14 protein-coding genes and 4 pseudogenes are annotated in these 19,148 nt (G+C 68.5%); 8 read left to right on the top strand and 10 right to left on the bottom strand.

Annotated elements, in window-relative coordinates:
• From GA0115240_RS16205 to GA0115240_RS38185, 3 genes and pseudogenes are all read right to left on the bottom strand, one after another.
• The coding region (locus GA0115240_RS16205) for a GH12 family glycosyl hydrolase domain-containing protein (RefSeq protein WP_093737377.1) at positions 1-1,159 on the bottom strand (1,159 nt) is incomplete at its 3' end.
• Positions 1,160-1,431: 272 nt separating this feature from the next.
• A complete protein-coding gene (locus GA0115240_RS16210) occupies positions 1,432-3,204 on the bottom strand; it encodes an RICIN domain-containing protein (RefSeq protein ID WP_161302256.1) in 1,773 nt (590 codons plus the stop codon).
• Between the two features lie 197 nt (positions 3,205-3,401).
• Positions 3,402-3,696, bottom strand: a pseudogene (locus GA0115240_RS38185) (RICIN domain-containing protein); the annotation flags it as partial.
• Positions 3,697-4,797: 1,101 nt separating this feature from the next.
• Here GA0115240_RS38185 and GA0115240_RS16220 point away from each other — a divergent pair.
• From GA0115240_RS16220 to GA0115240_RS16230, 3 genes and pseudogenes are all read left to right on the top strand, one after another.
• Positions 4,798-5,097 (top strand): annotated as a pseudogene (locus GA0115240_RS16220) (RICIN domain-containing protein); the annotation flags it as partial.
• 603 nt (positions 5,098-5,700) lie between these two features.
• A complete protein-coding gene (locus GA0115240_RS16225; RefSeq protein WP_093737379.1) occupies positions 5,701-7,236 on the top strand; it encodes an arabinofuranosidase catalytic domain-containing protein in 1,536 nt (511 codons plus the stop codon).
• A gap of 133 nt (positions 7,237-7,369) precedes the next feature.
• A complete protein-coding gene (locus GA0115240_RS16230; RefSeq protein ID WP_346267948.1) occupies positions 7,370-9,775 on the top strand; it encodes a ricin-type beta-trefoil lectin domain protein in 2,406 nt (801 codons plus the stop codon).
• 87 nt (positions 9,776-9,862) lie between these two features.
• Here the strand turns inward: GA0115240_RS16230 and GA0115240_RS38190 are convergent.
• Positions 9,863-10,138 (bottom strand): annotated as a pseudogene (locus GA0115240_RS38190) (carbohydrate ABC transporter substrate-binding protein); the annotation flags it as partial.
• Positions 10,139-10,637: 499 nt separating this feature from the next.
• On the opposite strand from GA0115240_RS38190, the gene GA0115240_RS16240 reads away from it, so the two are divergent.
• The 3 genes and pseudogenes from GA0115240_RS16240 (at position 10,638) to GA0115240_RS36940 (ending at position 12,284) form a co-directional block, all read left to right on the top strand.
• The gene (locus GA0115240_RS16240) at positions 10,638-11,399 is read left to right on the top strand and encodes a FadR/GntR family transcriptional regulator (RefSeq protein ID WP_237554937.1); all 762 of its coding nucleotides are present in this window, start codon (positions 10,638-10,640) and stop codon (positions 11,397-11,399) included.
• 102 nt (positions 11,400-11,501) lie between these two features.
• A pseudogene (locus GA0115240_RS16245) lies at positions 11,502-12,028 on the top strand (integrase); the annotation flags it as partial.
• 79 nt (positions 12,029-12,107) lie between these two features.
• On the top strand, positions 12,108-12,284 hold the full coding sequence (locus tag GA0115240_RS36940) for a hypothetical protein (RefSeq protein WP_161302258.1): 177 nt from the start codon (positions 12,108-12,110) through the stop codon (positions 12,282-12,284).
• An 857-nt stretch (positions 12,285-13,141) separates the two neighbouring features.
• On the opposite strand, the gene GA0115240_RS16255 is transcribed toward GA0115240_RS36940, so the two are convergent.
• Positions 13,142-13,327 carry a hypothetical protein gene (locus tag GA0115240_RS16255; RefSeq protein WP_093737383.1) on the bottom strand — a complete coding sequence of 62 codons (186 nt, stop codon included), beginning with the start codon at positions 13,325-13,327 and terminating at the stop codon, positions 13,142-13,144.
• Between the two features lie 33 nt (positions 13,328-13,360).
• The gene (locus GA0115240_RS16260; RefSeq protein WP_141708857.1) at positions 13,361-13,609 is read right to left on the bottom strand and encodes a hypothetical protein; all 249 of its coding nucleotides are present in this window, start codon (positions 13,607-13,609) and stop codon (positions 13,361-13,363) included.
• A 194-nt stretch (positions 13,610-13,803) separates the two neighbouring features.
• Here GA0115240_RS16260 and GA0115240_RS16265 point away from each other — a divergent pair, with 194 nt between their 5' ends.
• Positions 13,804-14,271: a MarR family winged helix-turn-helix transcriptional regulator gene (locus GA0115240_RS16265; protein ID WP_237554926.1), complete on the top strand. Its 468-nt coding sequence runs from the start codon at positions 13,804-13,806 to the stop codon at positions 14,269-14,271.
• 206 nt (positions 14,272-14,477) lie between these two features.
• The gene (locus tag GA0115240_RS16270) at positions 14,478-15,104 is read left to right on the top strand and encodes an NAD(P)-dependent oxidoreductase (protein ID WP_093737386.1); all 627 of its coding nucleotides are present in this window, start codon (positions 14,478-14,480) and stop codon (positions 15,102-15,104) included.
• Between the two features lie 180 nt (positions 15,105-15,284).
• Here GA0115240_RS16270 and GA0115240_RS38195 read toward each other — a convergent pair whose 3' ends face one another.
• The 4 genes from GA0115240_RS38195 to GA0115240_RS16285 form a co-directional block, all read right to left on the bottom strand.
• Positions 15,285-15,770, bottom strand: coding sequence for a transposase (locus tag GA0115240_RS38195; RefSeq protein WP_237554938.1), 486 nt, complete (start codon positions 15,768-15,770; stop codon positions 15,285-15,287).
• Positions 15,686-16,450, bottom strand: coding sequence for a helix-turn-helix domain-containing protein (locus GA0115240_RS38200; protein ID WP_237554927.1), 765 nt, complete (start codon positions 16,448-16,450; stop codon positions 15,686-15,688). Before GA0115240_RS38200 ends, GA0115240_RS38195 begins: the two co-directional genes overlap by 85 nt.
• Before the next feature lie 81 nt (positions 16,451-16,531).
• Complete coding sequence (locus tag GA0115240_RS16280; protein ID WP_093737387.1) at positions 16,532-17,629, bottom strand: hypothetical protein; 1,098 nt, start codon at positions 17,627-17,629, stop codon at positions 16,532-16,534.
• Positions 17,630-18,079: 450 nt separating this feature from the next.
• A complete protein-coding gene (locus GA0115240_RS16285) occupies positions 18,080-19,057 on the bottom strand; it encodes an SDR family NAD(P)-dependent oxidoreductase (protein WP_093737388.1) in 978 nt (325 codons plus the stop codon).
• Positions 19,058-19,148: the final 91 nt, after the last annotated feature.

The following is a 19,148-nucleotide window of genomic DNA, read 5'->3' on the forward strand; positions in this document are numbered from 1 at the left end:
AGGCGGCGCCGTTCAGGGTGAAACCGGTGGGCTGGACGAAGCTGCCCGAGTAGGTGCCCTGGAAGCCGAAGGACTGGCTGCCGCCGGGCGGGATCTGGGCGTTGTAGGAGAGGCTGGACGCGGTCACCGAGCCGGAGGAGGGGCTGATGGTCGCGTTCCAGGCGCTGGTGACGGTCTGACCGGAGGGAAGGGTGAAGCCGGACGTCCAGTCGTTGACGGCGGTCGAGCCCGTGTTGGTGACGGTGACGTTCGCGGTGTAGCCGCCGCTCCAGGTCCGGGCGGTGAAGGCGACCTTGCAGGAGGAGGAGCCCGTGCCGCCGGTCGAACCGCCCGTCGTTGAACCGCCCGTCGTCGAACCGCCGGAGGTGCTCCCGCCGATGTTCACCGAGGACGAGAACGACGTCACCGCCAGCCCGACTCCGTTCTGCCAGGGCTCGAAGCCAGCCTGGACACTCGTGAGGTACCAGGAGTTCTGGGCCAGGCCCCGGCTGATCGCCTCATTGGCGAACGCCTTGACGTCGAAGCTCCAACTGCTGATGGCCGAGGGCGCCACGAAGGAGATCACGTCGTTCGACCCGTTGTTGCCGGTCCACACGTCCCAGCTGCGCCCGGCCACGGTCGCGGTGCCGATCCGGGTGCCCACCGGCTGGACGGGATTGGTGTGGTTGTACCACACCATGATCTCTGTCTTGTTGACACCGTCCTTGCGGGGTGTCGGGTCGAGCCAGATGTCGTACGCGGCGTCATAGACGGCGTTGCCGACGTAGGTGAACGACACGCTCGTTGGAGCGCTGCTGATCGCGCTGAGCTGCGCCGGCAGGTTGGTGCCGGGGGAGCAGTTGGTGTAGTGGCAGCCGTTGAAGACGGACGGGTACGACTTCGGGGCGCCGCCGGTCGAGGCGCCGTCGGCCTGGGTGATCTGGAAGCCGGTGCCGGTGACAGCGATGCACTGGGTCGCGGTGGTGCCCCAGCGGTTGTTCTGGACCACGTAGCGGCCTTCGATGGTGGTCGAACCGTACTGGTCGCAGATCTGGGTGTCGGCGTGCGCCGCCGGCGCGGTGGTCAGGGCGATCAGGCAGCCGGCGGCCAGTCCGAGCGTCGCCGTCGTCGCCAGGGCTGCTCTGCGAATCGACCGAAAGGCTTGCTGCAGCTTCTTCATGCTGTCCCTTCGACAGTCACGGAGGTGGGGGGAGAAGCAAGCGGGGACCTATGGGAGCGCTCCCACAAGCTCTTCGCTCCGGACCATAGAGGGCGCCTCGTGCCGGAACAAGGGGTGCGGCAGAAGGAGATCTGGACCTGCAACGGCTCCGGGCCTGCTCGCACCAGGGCGACCGCGGCCCGTGCCTGCCCCAGGGACGCAAGGGGGGCAGGCGCGGGATCCCGTGGCGTGCCAGGGGTCACTGGTGGCCGGCTACCCGGGGCCGGCCGCCGTCACCCTCGGGTCCACTTGTAGGTGGCGATGGCGTGGGCGGCCAGCGAGTCACTGTACGTCTCGCCGTTCCAGCCCGTGGTGAACGACTGGGTTGCGTTCGAGGTGTTGTAGACGATCAGCGTGATCGAACCGTCGGGGTTCTTGAACGCCACGTCGTCGAGGTTCGCCGTGGTGGTCGAGGCGATCCGCTTGGCGCCGGGGACGACGAACTTGCTGAAGTGCCCCACGGAGTAGTAGGCGGCGTTGTAGGTGATGTTCCCGGTGCTCTGGTTGATGGTGACGAGCGGAGTGCAGCTGCTGCAGCCGCCCGGGATCACCGGACCGTTGTTCTGGTCCTGGGCGATGTTCCACATCGTCGCGGCCCGCGCCCAGTTGCGGGTGCTCTGGATGAAGGTCTCGATCGCGTTCTGCGGGTCGATGCCGTCCGAGCACTCGGTCTCGTAGTTGTCCTTGCCCGGGACGTCGGCCTGCATGGTCGACATGGCGCCGAGGTTGCCCGCGTAGCAGTGCCAGGAGGTCCCGGCGAGGTACTTGCCGGCGGCGCTGTCCTTGATCAGGGGCTCGGCGTAGCTGCTCAGCAGGTTGGTGTTGAAGTCGGTGCCGAGCACCTTCGGCGACAGGCCCGCCTGTGCCAGCGCCGGGCCCAGGTTGTTGGCGACGAAGCTCGCCTCGTTCTGCTCGCTGAACTGCATTCCGGGGTAGGCGGTGGCATACGTCGGCTCGTTCTGCGGGGTGATCGCGTAGATCGGGACACCCTGCGCGGTGTAGCCCTGGAGGAACTTCACGAAGTACTGCGCCAGCGGGCCGTAGCTGGAGGAGAGCAGCGTTCCGGCGTTGCCGGAGTTGTTCATCTGGCCGTTCGCCTTCATCCAGCCGGGCGGACTCCAGGGATTGGCCATGAACTTGACCGCCGGGTTGAGCGCCTGGGCCTGCTTCAGGACGGGGATGATGTAGGCGAGGTCGTGCCCGATCGAGAAGTTCGCGAGCGCGGGGTCAGGGCGCGTCCACTTCTGGTTGTTCGCGCTGCCGCACGTCCACAGCTGGACCGGGGTGCCGTTGGCTGTGCCCGCCCCGCTGACGTCCAGGCACAGGCCGGACTGCACACCGGTGATCGTGCCGTTGACGTTGAGTGTCCATTTCTGGTTGGCCGCGCCGTTGCAGGTCCACACGATGACCTTGGTGCCCGCGGCGGTGCCCTGGCCGTCGGCGTCCAGGCACTTGCCGGCGATGCGCAGCTCCGACGCGCTGGTGTAGGTGTACTGCTGGTTCGCGTTGCCGCTCGTGCAGTCCCAGATGTACTGCTGCACGCCGTTGGCCGTGGTGCCGGTGTCGTCCAGGCAGCGACCGGAACCCACGCCGACCGTGGTGCCGGTGGAGGCCGAGAGGTTGTCGTCGTAGGAGTACGGCTGCGCGGTCGCCGAGAAGTCGGAGGCACCCATGGGGATGCGGACCCAGCTGATGCCGATGCCCTGACTCGGGCTGAAAAGGGCGTTCATCATGTTCGTGTGCGCGGTGCTGCTCAGCTTGTCGGACAGCAGCCAGGCCGAACTGTCCGTCATCGCGGCGCCGAACCCGTCCATGGTCTGGAACGTCTGGCTGTCGTTGACCGTGATGGTCCCCGCGGCGGACGAGGCCGAGAAGCCGAGGTCGGGCTGCGCTGCCAGATGCTGGCTGAGGTCGGAGGTGGTCAGCCACTTCTGGACCGACTCGTTGGCGGCCGAGGCGGGCGACGCGGTCAGCGTCACCAGCGTCGTGATTCCGACCGCGCCCACCAGAAGGGCGCGGAACCGTGTTCTTGGCGACATCATGGAGTCCCTCTCTCGCTGCTGTGGACATGGCGGCCGATCCACCGGCCCGCCCGGTCCCGCGAGCGGTGCCCAGGTCGCGGACCTGGCGAGGTGGATCAGGCGGCTGTAGGGACGGCCCGCCGCGGCGGCTCGGAGGGTTCAGCGGGTGCCGGTCGCCGCGGCTACTGCAGGCTCCACTTCTGGTTGGAGCCGCCGGTGCAGTTCCACAACTCGGCCAGGGTGCCGTTCGCGGTGCCGGCCCCCGTCACGTCGAGGCAGAGCCCCGACTGAACGCCGGTGATGGTGCCGTCGGCGTTCGGAATCCACTGCTGGTTCGGTCCGCTGTTGCAGGACCAGACGACCACCTTGGTGCCGGGAGTGGTCCCCGCCGTTGGCGTCCAGGCACAGCTGGCTGCTCCCGCTGTAGACCGAGAATCCCGTGGCGGCTTGCGTCCAGGTCTGGTTGGCGCCGCCGCTGCCGGGCACCCCAGCGGTGGCTGGGGGAGCGCGTGCCAGGCGTCGCGGGGCAGGGGGCACCTTCCAGCGACAGCTGGGGGAGGGACTTCTCCAACACGGCCCAGGGGCGGGGGAGCAGGCGGAGTGGTGGGGGGCGGCATCCGGCATCTTCGACCTCCTGTGAGCGACTCACATGGGCGCACCGCACGGGGCGTGTTCTGGGCACGCGGGCGTTGCAGAGGTCGACGGCCTGCCACCGTCGAAGAACAGCAGCACCGGGGGTGTCGGGCGAGGGCCCTCCTCGGTGGGAGCTGTGAGCATCAGGTAACCCTGTGTGCGAAGACGTGTCAAGTTGTTGGTTGCAGACTCCGGGCGATGTTCGATATTGGGTGGCCGTGGCATGCTCCGACAGCGGGCCGGTCGGACGATCCGATGCGGACGGCGGCTTTGCCGCCACCTGCCATCTGCCCCCACCTGCGGCCGGGCGGGCGCGTGTGCCCCCCGCAGACCCGTCAGCGGGGGGGGGTCAACCGGCCCTGGCCTGCGCCCGGCTGACGGGCGGTGTTTCTTTGGCGTGACACCTTGACGTCACACCAGTGAACGCTAACACTCTCTGCCAGGTGAAGGATCGCCGGGCCTCAAGGGGCCGAAGACACGGCAGCCCTCGGCCCGGAGACGCCTGGAGATCTGCTCCTGGCATGGGGCCGGCACGCCAACGGCGTTGGTACATCTGGCAACCAAGCGCGTCAACGTGGTGAAGGCCGACCAGAGCGGTGCTGGTGTCCCGGTCTGCGTCCGGGGCGGAAGCCGGACGCGAGGCGCTGGCATCGACCTGACCGCAGCAGCACAGCGGTGGACAGACTGTGAGCGCTAACATGGGGAGGATGATGATCGCCATGAGGAGTCGTGACGCCGACCGCGCCACGGACACCGCCGCTCCGTGACCCGGGCCGGATCTCACCTGTTCCTGGGCTTCGTGCCCTTTCCCCCCACATTGAGGAGGATGCGGTGTTCGTTCGTGGTGATGTCGGTGTGGTGGTGTCGGTGTGGTGCGGTTGTTGAGAAGGTGGTTGCCGGCGGTGGCTGCGGCTGTCGCGTTGGTGGCCGGTGTGCTGGTGGGCGGACGGCGCCGCGAACCAGAGTTGGACGCGCACGTCGTCGGGTCAGCTGACCGTGTTCAGCGGGGGAAGCCAGTTGTGCCTGGACGGGTACGACAACCAGACGACAGCCGGCACGAAGGTGGAGACCTGGTCCTGCAACGGCGGTGCCAACCAGCAGTGGAACGTCAACTCCAACGGCACCATCACCGAGACCCAGTCGGGGCTCTGCCTTGACGTCACCGGTGCGTCGACAGCCAACGGCGCTCTGGCCGAGCTCTGGACGTGCAACGGCGGCGCCAACCAGCAGTGGAGTCTGAGCTAACTCCGCATCCCGTCCCGTGGCCGGCCCGCAAGCCGGCCACGGGCGTTTCGGGCTCTCGGCCCGGTGCCGGGCCATGACGTTCTCCCCGCCACACGGCCCGCGGCGCGGACCCACTCGGTCCCTGGCGTAGGCGGCCGGAAACATCGCTGAACTGTATATGACACATCTCTTGAGATGAACTCCTCGCTATGTCAGTCTCATGACGGCAACCGCTGCCCCCCGCTTTTCCCCGGCGGTCGTCCCGCGCACCTCCGTACCGTCCTCGACCGAATTGTGAGCGCTCACATTCGACGGTTCGTATGCCCCCCAGGAGTGTCCATTGCCACCACGACCCGATAGACCCGATATCACCCGCTTGCGCGGCCCGGCGTGCCCCTGGCCGCCTGGCGCACCGTGCGGGCGTTCCCGCCGCGATCCCGCGGCATAGGACTGACTCATAGCGGCGACGAGTTGCTGCCGTACCGGGACACCTGCCAGGTTCCGGCCGTCGGCGGATGACGCGTCCCGCCATGGACGAGTGGCCGGCCCGGCGCCCGCGCGCGCCGAAGGACCTCGGGCACGGCCCGCACCAGACGCATGTTTCCCCCCTCGAAGGAGCCACTGATGTCTGCCAAGACGCTTCTCGCGTCCCCAGGCTCACGCCGTTTCGGACCGCTCGTCGTGGTCCTGCTGGTCCTCGCGATGGCCGCGGCCGTGTTCGGCGGGCGCGCCTCCGCCACTGATCCGACCGCGGTCACCCCCGCGGTCCACCGGGCCGCGCCGGCCGCGGCCGCCGCGGCCTCGCTGCCGTGCGACCTGTACGCCGCCGGCGGGACGCCGTGCATCGGCGCGCACTCCACCACACGGGCCCTGTTCGCGGCCTACAACGGGCCGCTCTACCAGATCCAGCGTGCCTCCGACCACACCTACCGGGACATCGGCCTGCTCGCCGCCGGCGGATACGCCAACGGCGCCGCCCAGGCGTCGTTCTGCTCGGGCACCACCTGCACGATCACCAAGATCTACGACCAGACCAGCCGGCACAACGACATGCCGATCTCCTCGGGCGGTTACTGGAAGGGTCCCGGTCCCAACGGCGCGGACGTCGGCGCGGACGCGATGGCGCTGCCGGTGACGGCCGCCGGGCACCAGGTCTACGGCGTCAAGGTCACCCCGGGAGTCGGCTACCGACTGGACCACGCGTCCGGCGCCCCGACCGGTTCGCAGCCCGAGGGCATCTACATGGTGACGTCGTCCAACTTCACCAACCAGTGGTGCTGCTTCGACTACGGCAGCGGTGAGAACTCGCACACCGACACCGGCAACGCGACCATGAACTCGATCTACTGGGGCAACGCCTGCTGGTTCGGCGGCTGCACCGGCACCGGCCCCTGGGTCGAGGCCGACCTGGAGAACGGGATGTACCACACCGGTTCCGGCTCCAACAAGGACGCCAACAACCAGGGCGTCCACTTCCCCTTCGTCAGCGCGTGGGAGAAGAACAACGGCACCAGCAACTTCACCCTGAAATACGGCAACGCCGCCAGCGGCGGGCTGACCACCACCTATTCCGGCGGTCTTCCCAACGGCTACTCGCCGATGAAGACCGACAGCTCGCTGCTGCTCGGCACCGGCGGTGACAACAGCGTGTCCGGACAGGGCGAGTTCTTCGAGGGCGCCATCACCGCGGGCTACCCGTCGGACGCCACGGAGAACGCGGTGCAGGCGACCATCACCGCCGCCGGCTACGGCACCTCGTCGGGGGGCGGTGGCAGCGCGACCCCACTGCGCGGCGCGCCGTCCGGCCGGTGCGTGGACGTGCCCAACGCCACGCAGACCAACGGCACGCAGGTGGCGCTGTGGGACTGCAACGGCCAGACCAACCAGCAGTGGACCCTGACTTCCGCCAAGGAGCTCCGGGTCTACGGCGGCAAGTGCCTGGATGACGAGGCGTCGGGTACGGCCAACGGCACTCGGGCGATCATCTGGGACTGCAACGGCGGCGCCAACCAGCAGTGGAACGTCGGTTCCGACGGAACGATCAGGAACGCCCAGTCGGGCCTGTGCCTGGACGCCAGCGCCTACGGCACGGCCAACGGCACCCTCGTGCAGTTGTGGGCCTGCACCGGCGCCACCAACCAGCAGTGGAACCGCAGCTGACCAGGGCGGTCACTCGCGGGTGGCGCGTCCGCACCGGCTGACCGCGGCGACGTCGACCGATCCGGGTGTGCCGGGCCGAACCGCGGCCCGGCACACCCTCAGCTGCCCCCTCATCACCAGGAAAGAGCGAACCATGATGATCCCCGCACTCAGTCGCCGGCGGCGCAGGTCGTCGCGCGCGGCCACCGTCGCGGCGCTCGCCCTCGGCGCTGTCGTCGCGCTGCCCGCCGCGTCGTCGCAGGCGGCGACCATGACCACCTTGTACGTCTCCCCGACCGGCAGCGGCACCGCGTGTTCCGCGTCGGCGCCCTGCTCGCTGACCCAGGCCAAGTCGTCTGTCGAGGCCATCGACGGGAACATGAGCGGCGACATCGTCGTGCAGCTGGCCGGCGGCACGTACCGCCTGTCCGCCCCGCTGTCGCTGGGCAGCGCTGATTCCGGCACCAACGGGCACACGGTGATCTGGCGGGCGCAGGCCGGTCAGACTCCGGTGCTGTCCGGCGGCCGGCAGGTGTCGGGGTGGACGTTGAAGGACGCGTCCAACAACATCTACACCGCCGGCGTCCCGCAGGGTACGGACTCGCGGCAGCTGTATGTGGACGGGGCACTGGCGCCACGGGCGGCGATCTCGATCGCACGCAGTGATGTGAAGATCACCGCGAGCGGGATGAACATCGTCAACTCGGCCCTGGACTACCTGTCGTCCCTGCCGCAGCAGAACCGGATCGAGCTGGAGAGCCAGAACTCCTTCACCGACCGGTACGCTCCCGTGCAGTCCATCAGCGGCACCACGATCACGATGCAGCAGCCGGCCTGGAACATGAACAACTGGGGCTACGACACGCTGGCCAACCCCTTCCAGGGCGGCGGACTGCAGCTGGAGAACTCCTACTCCTTCCTGAAGACCGCCGGGCAGTGGTATCTCGACCCGCAGGCCGGACAGCTGTCCTACAAGGCGCCCGCCGGCTGGAATCCCACCGCACACGATGTCGAACTGCCGCAGCTGACCTCCCTGCTCCAGATCAGCGGCAGCTATGCCGACCCCGCGCACGACCTGGCCTTCCAGGGCATCGCCTTCCAGCACACCACCTGGCTCACCCCCAGCTCGTCGGTCGGCTATGCCGATCAGCAGAGCGGCACCTTCCTCGGCCATGCGTTCACCCAGCCCTCGGACTTCATGACCTCCTGCCAGTCCGGCTGCGCGCTCTTCGAGGCGGCCCGCAACGGCTGGAGCCAGGTCCCGGCGGCGGTCCAGGTCTCCGCGGCCAGGGGAGTGGCCTTCTCCGGGGACAGCTTCGCCGACCTCGGGCAGGTGGCGCTCGGCATCGGCAACGACGCGGACGCCCACGCCTCCGGTGTCGGGCTCGGCGCGTCGAACGTCAGCGTGTCGAACAGCACCTTCACCAATGACTCCGGCTCGGGCATCGTCGTCGGCGGCGTCCAGCCCGACGCGCACCACCCGTCCAACACGGCGATGACCAACCAGAACATCTCGATCCAGAACAACCTGATCACCGGTGTCGCCAAGGACTACAAGGACATGGCCGGCATCCTGTCGACCTACGTCACCCACGCCGTCATCACCCACAACGAGGTGGCGAACCTCGCCTACGACGGCATCGACGTCGGCTGGGGCTGGGGCGCCAACGACGCCGGCGGCAGCCAGGACTACCGCAACCGCGGCCTGTACAACTACCAGCCCGTCTACACCACCGCGACGACGCTGAAGAACACGGTCGTCAGCTACAACAAGGTGCACGGCACCAAGAAGGTCTTCCACGACGGCGGCAGCATCTACAACCTGTCCGCCAACCCGGGCACCAGCATCGACCACAACTACATCTACGACAACCAGCACACCGTCGGCCTCTACCTCGACGAGGGCTCCCGCAGCCTCAGCCTGTCCGACAACGTCATCCAGGACGCGGGCGTGTGGGCCTTCACCAACGCCAGCGGCACCAACAACACCAACGACAGCACCTTCTCCACCAACTGGTACAACGCCGGCGCGACGCAGGTGGCCACCGGCTCCCCCCACAACAACGTCCTGACCGGAAACGTCCAGGTCAGCGGCACGAGCTGGCCGTCAGGCGCGCAACAGGTCATCAGCCAGGCCGGTGTGACGAGCGGCGGCGGCACCGGCGGCACCGGAGAACTGCACGCGGTAGGCGCGGGCAAGTGCCTGGACGTGCCCAACGCGTCCACCACGCCCGGCACGCAGGCCGAGATCTGGGACTGCTCGGGCGCGGCCAACCAGCTCTTCGCCGCCACGTCGTCCGGTCAGCTGACGGTCTACAGCGGCAGCAGCCAGCTGTGCCTGGACGCCAGTGGCCAGGGGACCGCCAACGGCACGAAGGTCGACGTCTGGACGTGCAACGGCCAGAGCAACCAGCAGTGGTCCGTCAACGCCAACGGGACCGTCACCGGGCTTCAGTCCGGGCTCTGCCTGGACGTGACCGGAGCGGCCACGAGCAACGGCGCACTGGCCGAGCTGTGGGCCTGCAACGGCCAGAGCAACCAGCAGTGGACATTGGGATAAGCCCCCCGGCGGCGCCGCGGCCACGGCTCCGCTGGTGGGCGCGGCCTCAGGACGGTGCCTGGACGTGGCCGGCGGCACGGACACCCCAGGCACCGTCCTGCAGATCTGGGACTGCGACGGGCAGGCCGGCCAGAGGACCGTCTGGGACGGGTCGTTGCGCAGGCAGTAGAGCGTGCCGTTCACCCGGCACGGGTCGTTGGCGCCCTTGGCCCATCCCGACAGGGTCGACGCGGGGATGAGTCCCTTGTTCAGGGGTGCGGCGAAACCCTGGTCCACGGCCCAGGTGGCCTCGTTGTTCTGGGAGCCGAAGACCACGTCCGGCCAGCCCTTGCCGGTCCGGTTGAACAGACTCACCTTGGTCCGCGGGCGCGGACAGCAGACCGATACGTCTGCGGGCTCCGCCTGGTGTATGCGTGATGACCGGATTGACCTGCATCGACAACTCCACTACGTCGTGGCGCCCGTCCATCGCTGGGACGCTGGCTGGACTTGCAGCAATCCCCGGACCACCGCGCGCCGGGGGAGCGGCATGTGGGACCCCGGTACGGAGCCCCCCGGCCTGAAGGTCTCAGTGAGAGCGGCGCCGTGCTTTGGTCACGCATAAGAGCGCATGGCTGGTGATCATCAACAGGATGAGCGTGGTTATTTCCGAGAACTTCTTTGGTCGGCGTTGCGTATTCGATGGATTTAAACCGATGTGAAGGGGAGTTCTTACGGTGCGGGCAGTTGATGAGTCGTACACATCTCGCCGGTCCGGACCGCAGGTGTATGCTGCGGCGTGATGTCGGAGGCGTTGCGCGGTCCAGGCCCCGGAATACGACACAAGGGTGGAGGAGGCGGGTCGTTGGAGGGCAAACCCGTACTGGCGGCGTCCGGCAACCCGGCACCGCCCCCGGTCAGCGGCAAGGACGCGGAAGTGTACCGCCCGGGTTACGAACTGGTCGCCGAGGAGATCCTGAAGCTGATAGCCGAGTTGCGGCTGCAGCCCGGTGACCGGATGCCGACCGAGAACCAGTTGGCCTCGCAGCTCGGGACCAGCCGGACCGTGGTGCGCGAGGCGGTCAAGATCCTCTCGGCGATCGGACGGATCAAGGCCCAGAAAGGGCGCGGGCTGTTCGTCGCCAACGACGAGGGCATGCTGGGATCGTCGCGCTGGGGAAGCTTCTTCCTGCCCACTGACCTCGAACACGTCTACCAGCTCTTCGAGTTCCGCGGCGTGCAGGAACTCGCGGCCAGCCGACTGGCGGCGGCCCGGGCGACGCCGGCGGATCTGCGGGCGATCGAGAAGGCGGCCGACATGTGCCGGGAAGGCCATGTGACCGGTCGGCGTGCGCTGTTCGACCAGGGCGACGACGACTTCCACATCGGTGTCGCCGCCGCGTCGAAGAACCCCTTCCTGGTGGAAGCGGTGCGTGAGGCGCGCCGCCTGCAGCACCAGTCCAGCGTCATCGGACTGCACGGCACGGTGGGCGGCCACGCGGAGGAGGCTGTCGCCGAGCACGCGGCGATCTACCGGGCGATCAGGGACGGGGACGCCGACGCGGCTGCCCAGGCGGCCGGCACCCACCTGGACAAGACGCTGGAGGACTACCGCCGCGAGATCCAGCGCCGCGTGTTCGGCTGAACTCAGCGGCACGGGCGCCATGGGCGCCACGGCCCCGGGCCACCTCGGCGTCCGTCGCCGCGGCGCCGCCGGAGCCCGGGGCAGGGGCCGTTCGCCCGGCGGCTGCTGGAAACCCCCGAGGTCGGCGTGGTGGCCGCGTGCGTCGTGGTCTTCGCCGCGCTCGCGCTGGACAAGTCGACCTTCGCCAGCGCGGTCATCATCGGGCGGCTCGGTCCGGAGGGTGATTCCGGGCTCCGGCGCCCGGACACGGTCCTGCGCCGGCACCGTGACGTGGTTGCCGGCCGGCACGCCACCCGATCCCGGCCCAACCGCGGGGGCCCACCGTTCGCTGCATCCGGGCCCTCGTCCTGCGCCCGGCCCGGGAGAACCCCAGCTGGGGGTTCCGGCGCGTGCACGGCGAACTGCTCGTACTCGAAGTGAACGTAGCCGCATCCACCGTCTGGGAAATCCTGCAGGACGCCGGCATCCCACCGGCGCCCGAACGGGCGTCGAGCACCTGGGCGGACTTCCTGCACTCCCAGGCCGACGCTCTGCTGGCAAGTGACTTCTTCGAGACCGCCACCCTGTCCGGAGCCCGGCTGTACGTGTTCGCGGTGATCGAGCACGCCAACCGGCGGAGGACACTGGGTAAGTGATGAAATCATGATGGACCCATCCGCCAGCGGCGGAGTCCGTGCCACGAGATGGCAGAGACTGCTGGTGTGGGCAGTGGCGGCAATCCTGATAGCCGTCACCATTCCGCTCGTGGCCCATGCCCTCCCATGGAAAGGCACCGGGGTGACCTATTTCGTCATCGCCGCGTGCACCGCTGTGATCGCCGGTATCGCCCGCTTGGGGCTCTACGTGATGGATATACGGCAGCGAAGTAGAAGCCTGAAACCGTGACGATGCAGTCGATGCAACAGACGGGAGCCGGGCAAGGACCCCGGCTTCCGCCGCTCGCAGTAGCCACTGATGCAGCCGCAGCGGAGGCCGCCTCGGGTGCGGATCTGGCGCGGATGGCCTTCCATGCAGCCCGGCTGGCCGCGAAGAACTGCGGCGTCCCCTGCCAAGCCCGCGTCCGGCCGGAGCCGCAAAAGCCGGCCCGCGGCGATGGCCGCGCTGACGCGCACCCCAAGCCAGAGACACAACCGCCGAGTTACGAGAGGCCTCAGTGATGAGGTCCACTCACCTCGGGCCGCGCCGGCGCGGGCTGTGTCGCTCGGTGCGGCCCAGACGCAGGATGTGGCGTCGGCCCGGTTGATGGCGCCGTTGCGACGGGTCGCTGACGACTGAGGAATATGCGGGTCCGGTGCGGGTCCAGCAGGGGGATGGTTCGTGAAAGGACGTCGACACGGATCTGGTCGACGCCGGTGCGGATTTCAAGCCGCAGGTGGCGGCGGCGGATGTGGCGGTCTCCGACGGCGGTGACAAAAACCTGGCGTCGGTGACGGACGGGTCGCGGACGTTCGGGCTGCAATGGTCGGGCATGCTGCCCGTGCCGGCGGTCGACGGGAACACGGCTGTCTACGCCATTGGCGCCGGCGCCTCGTTGGTCCGGCCGACTGGGCCAGTAGCGGCTTCGGTTGCGGCTTTGCACAATTGGACCCGGCAGGCTGCCGAGAGCCGGTCGGGCAGGCAGGCTGCCGGCACCTCCGGCAACTGACCGCCCAGGTGGAGCAGCAGTCGCGCGGCGGTCGGTCATGGTCCCACCATCCGGGCAGGGCAGGCGTAGGCAGGCGTACGCCGTCGCCGGCATCAATTCACCAATTGGCGGGGGCGAGGAGTTCGTTGCGGTGGGCCCGGGCCCAGTCGGTGAAGCTGCGTGCCGGGCGGCTCGTGACTGCGGTGACGTCGCTGGTCGGCTCGGGGCTCCACGGTTCCAGGGTGAAACGGAATTGCTCGATGATGGCGCTCGCCTGCTCCTCGGGTATGCCGTAGGACACCATGAGCGCGACCGAGGCGGCCGGGTCGGCCTCGGCCTAGTGCAGGTCGCGGTCCAGCACCTCGCTGAGGATGGCGACCTGGTCGGCGGGACTGCGCGGATCGGGCCCTGTGAGCTCGTAGATCCGGTGGTTGTGCCCGTCCTGGGTGAGGCAGGCCGCGGCGACCGCGGCGATGTCCGCCGGATCGACGAAAGCGGCCCGGCCGGCAGCGAACGGAGCGTGCACGACCTGGTCGCCCGCGATCATTCCTGCCCAGTCCGCGCCGCCCCCCGTTCTAGTCAGCATTCTTTATCATAGGAGGAGCTTAACGGCGCGCATGACAAGAGGGCAGGTGCGCGGCAGCCGAGGGGCGCAGGGTGCCCACGGAACATGGTGCACGGAAGGCGGCGTGCGCAGCGCTGTCCGCGCGCCGTCGCGACGGGGTCGGCGGCGGCCCGGCCCAGTGGCGTTCGCGTAGGGTGTGAACCTCGTGGGATCAGATGAGCGATGGGGCCGAGGGCGGCATGGACGACGAGCAGCGGGTTGATCTGGGGACGTCATTGTTCATCCCGTACCGGTACACCGAAGACCGGATTTTCCGGGCTCTGCAGGATGCCGGTTTCGACGACTGGACACTCGCCCAGTGCCGGGTGTTCCAGCGCATCGCCCCGGATGGTTCACGTCTCACGGACCTGGCTGACCAGGCACAAATGGCCAAGCAGAGCGCCGGTGTGCTCGTCGACCAACTGGAGCGCCTGGGCTACGTCCGCCGGGTCCCTGACCCCACCGACGGCCGCGCCCGGCTGATCGTGATCGAGGAGCGCGGCCGGCGGGCAGTCGAGGTGGCCACCGCGACACTCAACGAGATCCTCGCGGAGTGGAAGTCCTACCTGGGCACCCGCAACTTCACCGTGCTGCAGCAGATCCTGGACCAACTGCGCGAGATCACCGACCCCTACTCCCGCTAGCCCCGGCCGGACCATACCCTCCGCACCCCCCTCACGCCCGCCCGAGCCACCGGGACCAGCGGGCACCGGCGTGCCCTGGCACCGCCTTGACGTTAGTCAGTTTTCATGACTAATGTTGGTGATCGGACCTTCGCCGCGTACGGCACGCCGCCATCGCCGGCGACCTGAGGAGGTTCGACTCGGCCGTCAACAGAGAGCGAATCGTCATGAGGTTTCTCGTCCTTGGAGCAACCGGTCGCACCGGCGTCCACTTCGTCAAAAAGGCACTCGATGAAGGACACCAGGTCAGCGCCCTCGTTCGGAGGGCCGACGCCACCGTTGACCCGCGCGCTCACATCATCAGCGGCGACGTCACTGACGCCGCCGTGATCGCGGCGGCAGCTCAGGGCCACGACGCTGTCATCAGCACGCTCGGAAACGCCCGCGAAGCCCCGACGCTGATCACCGACGCTGTCCGTGCAGTCATCGCCGCCGCGAAGACTTCAGGCGTTGACCGATTCATCATCGTTTCCGCGTTCGGAGTCGGTGACTCCCTCACCAAAACCTCATTCCTCGTACACGCCATTGTGCGCACCATGCTTCGCAAGAAATACGCGGACAAAGTCGCGGCGGAAGCGCTCTTGAAGGCCAGCGATCTGAAATGGACCATCGAATATCCCGGGCCATTGAACAACCGAAGCAACACCCGCTACGCCGAGACCGTGCTCGAGGATCTCAAGAAGCTGTCGATCTTCCCCTCGACCTCGCGCGAAAACGTCGCCGACTTCCTCCTCCGCTCCGCCGTGGAAGGCACCTTCATCCATCAGATCGTCGTCGTCGCCGACACCAAATAGGTCACCGATGCGGAGCACGGTGAAGCGGTGACAGCAGGTCGGGTGGGTTGCGACGGCAGGCGGGGTCGCTGCTGCCCAGCTCCTCCTGCCCGATCGGGCGAGAGCGGTGTGTTTGTCCCCCGGGTGGACCTGAGCAACGCGAGGCTCAGTGGTCGGAGCCCGAAGTCCTTCGGGGGTTGATCACGTTGCTGGTGCGGCGGAGGATTCTTCCTGTCGGTCGAGTGTGTGTCGGCCGAGCCGGGCCAGCAGATTGTCCAGGTCGGAGGTGGTGAACTTCCACTGGAACGGCTGTGCTGTGGCGTTGTAGCGGTCTTCGAAGGCTCGGAGCTGGTCTCGGATCTGGTCGAGGTCCGTGAAGTCGTTGGGTGCCACGACTTTGGGTTGGACGACGGAGAAGAAGATCTCTATCTGGTTGGTCCAGGAGGCGTGGACCGGGGTGTGGACCATGACGGCGTTGGGAAACGCCTTGGCCAGGCGGTCGATGGCGGCCTTGCCGCGGTGGGAGGAGCCGTTGTCGACGATCCAGAAGACGCGCTTCGCGCTGGCGTAGGGCTCGCTGGTCATGACCTGGGTGACCAGATTCAGGAAGGGCACGACGCCGGTGGTGGGCTCGCAGCGCCCGAGGACACGGGCGTGGTGGACGTCGTAGGCGGCGAGGTAGGCCAGGCACCGCCGCGTCGGTACTCGTGGTTGACCCGCATGGCCCGGGCCTGTCCGGGGGCGAGGGTGGGGTGGCAGCGGCAGCGGACCTGGATCGAGGTCTTCTCGTCGCTGGAGAGTACGTACTCGTCCGCGCCCAGCGGGACGCCGTCGAAGGTACCGGCATACAGGTCCATGATGCGGGCGGCCTTGGGCCGGAACTTCGGATCACGGATGAAGATCCAGGACTGGTACTGCCAGGGCTTGAGGGCGTCCTCGCGCAGCCAGCGGCGGACGGTGGAGGCGGAGATCGAGCCGGCGATGCGGCGGACGACGACCTCGCGTGCCAGTTCCGGGCACGACCAGCGCGACAGCGGGGTGCCAGTCTCGGCGGGCAGTTGGCAGGCCAGGGCCTTGACCTCGGCGACCTGCACCGGGGTGAAGCGTCGTGGACGGCCGCAGCGCCTGCGGTCGGCCAGGGCGGCCAGGCCCCCGTCGGCGAAGCGGCCCCGCCAGGTGCGCACGGTGTCCAGGTGCGCTCCCGTTTCGCGGGCGATCGCTGCGTTGCCCAGCCCCCGGGCAGCCTGCAGCACGATCTGCGCCCGCAGGCGGTCCTGGTGCGGGGTCCTGTGGCCGTAGGCCGCCTTCTTCAGCCGGTGCCGTTCGGCCGCGGTCAGGACGATCGGGCGTGCGGTGGCTACGAGCAAGGCAGGCAGGCCGTTCAGTAGAAGCGGACAGGGCACCTGGAGCCTCCCGCATCCAGCCCGACTGTTGGCCGCCCAGATCCATCAGATGGTGAACAAGCTGTCCGGCCCGCCGATCCGGCGGATCGCCTCCAGGGGATAAGGGGTCTGCCTGCTCTCAAAACGGAACTCGCGGTAGTAGTCCGTCATCACTGCGGCGACCGGGGCGTGGCGGATGAGGATCGCCGCGACCTGCGGCGGAATTCCCGTCGGAGGTTCCCCTCGGGCGCAGGCGCGCATGAACGCGCTGCGCTCGTCCCCGTCGTACCCGTACAGGGCGGTGGTGAGCCACTGCACCAGGTGGGTGACGGTGTAGCAGCGGTCATAGGTCTGGTGTTCGGCGAAGAAGTCGACCTCCTCCTTCGACAGGTCGAACCGGGAGGAGATCGCGAGGCCGTAGTCCGTGAAGAACAGACGCTTGCCGTCGGTGAGGATGTTCTGGAAGTGGCCATCGAAGTGCAGGAGCCCACGGGCGTTCATGAAAGAGGTTCCGGCCTCAAGTTCCTTCGCCACCATGGTGCATGCCTGCTCGGCCGTCTCACCGTCGGCTTTGACCTGAACGTCCAGCCAATCGTGCAGGTTCTGCGGGATGTACTCCATGAACAGTGCGACGCTCGCCGAGGAGTCCCGCAGCGCCTCGATCCGGTGGCGCACCTGCGGGTTGCCTCCCCAGTACGCGACAGCTTTCTCCACGTCGGCTAGTTGCTCGGGCAGCTCCTGCCCGGGGTGCGGCAGCACCCGCCAGTGGTACATCAAGGGGAAGCCCTCATGGTCCTGTGCGAGCACCCAGTTCGTCGTCATGGTGTGCACGGCCAACTCCCGCCAGGCCCCCCATCCCGGGCCTCCGGGGACCCCGAGGCCGGGATGGCAGAAGGTAGGTAGCCCGAAGAGGTTCGCCGTGGATTGGACGTTCTCCGGCTGCCTTTCCAGATCGGTCAGCGGCAGCCGCTTAACGAAGACTGGAGTCCCCCCGACCTCCAGCAACGCTGAGGTCCCGCCGATGCCAGCACCCAGCGGCGCAGCCGTATCCACAAGTTCGCCCAGTTCGCGATCACTGCACAGCGCCAGCGATGTGGAGACGGCACTGTAGGCACCCAAACGCGCACCACGTGACGCGTCGAAGCTCTCGACGGCTACCTCCACCAGAGCACCAACCTCTCTGAAATACCTGGGCCCGTCCAAAGGGCGCGCACACGCTACGCATAGCCCTGCGGTTCGCCCCCTGGCATGGGCGGAGGGCATCCAGGACCCGTAACACGGATCCGAACACCTTTTGGCCGCACAATACGTGAAGATCGACAACCTAGGGGTCAACCCCCGAAGGACTTCGGGCTCCGACCACTAAGGCGTCGGCTCGGTCAGAGTCGTGATCGTCGCGGTGGCCGCGGCGACGACCGCGCGACGGTGGGTCGCTACCCGACGGCGCGCCTGTGCCTCGTCGCGCCTGGCGGCCACGGCGACGTCAGCACGGGTGGCTGCCGCTCGGCGCCCGTTGATCGTGAATCGGGGAACGGGGACCCCGGGGACCGTGGACCAGGCTGCCGGCGGCTGCCCGCCTCGCCGGCAGTCGGGCCCTGGGACAGCCCCAGTCGGTCAGGCGGGAGGCAGGAGGGACTCGGAGTAGTCCCAGAGGCGGGCGGCGTGGGCGGGGTCGAGGGCGAAGGGGGCCACGCCCTCGATCCAGCCGTTGTGGTCGGGGGCGGGGGCGGCCTCGTTGCAGTCCTCGAAGTAACGGCCGGTGACGCCGGCGGTGAGCGGGGAGGCGGCGAGCAGGACGGCGGTCGCGGCACCCTGTTCCACGGACTTCGGCTCGGGGACACGGAAGCGGGTCATGCCGGCCATGGCGCTCTCGGTGACATGCCGTTGGAGGTTGGTGAGGATGTAGCCGGGCATGGCGGCGTTCGCGGTGATGCCGTCGGCGGCCCAGCGGCGGGCGGCCTCCACGACGAAGAGCACATTGGCGGTTTTTGACTGTCCGTAGGCCACGAACGGGTGGTATGGCCGGTAGCGGAAGTTGATGTCGTCGAAGACGACCGGCGAGGCGAGGTGGAGCGCCGAGCTGACCGCGACGATCCTGGCGTCACCGGCCTGCGCGAGGGCCCCGTGGAGACCGTGGGCCAGGGCGAAGTGCCCTACGTGGTTGGTGGCGAAGTGCAGTTCGAGGCCCTGGGGTGTGTGCTGCTCGGGAGCCGCCATGATGCCGGCACTGTTGACGAGGATGTGCAGCGGTCCTTCCCAGGCGGCGCCGAATGAGGCGGCCGAGGCCGGGTCCGAGGTGTCGAGCCGGGCCACCGCGGGGACGGCGCCTCCGACGGACTCCTGTATCCCGGCCGCGACACGCTCGCCGGCCCGCAGGTCGCGGACCGCGAGGGTGACCTCGGCGCCCGCCGCGGCCAGGGCGCGGGCCGTCTCCGTACCGAGCCCGGAGGTGGCTCCCGTGACCACGGCGCGTCGGCCGGTCAGGTCGACCCCTTTGATCACGTCGTGGGTGGTGGAAGCGGCAGTGAAGGGGGTGGTGAGCAGTTCGCCGGCCGGGGTCGGCGGGACGGAAGTGCTGGCGGGATGCGACATGAGGCCCTCCGGGCAGGTGGGGCGCCGCCGTCCGGTGCCCGTGCCTCCACCGTAGAAAACATGTCAGTGACTGTCAAACAATGCAGAGAGT

It is taken from the genome of Streptomyces sp. DvalAA-14, assembly GCF_900091855.1.
GTDB lineage: Bacteria > Actinomycetota > Actinomycetes > Streptomycetales > Streptomycetaceae > Actinacidiphila.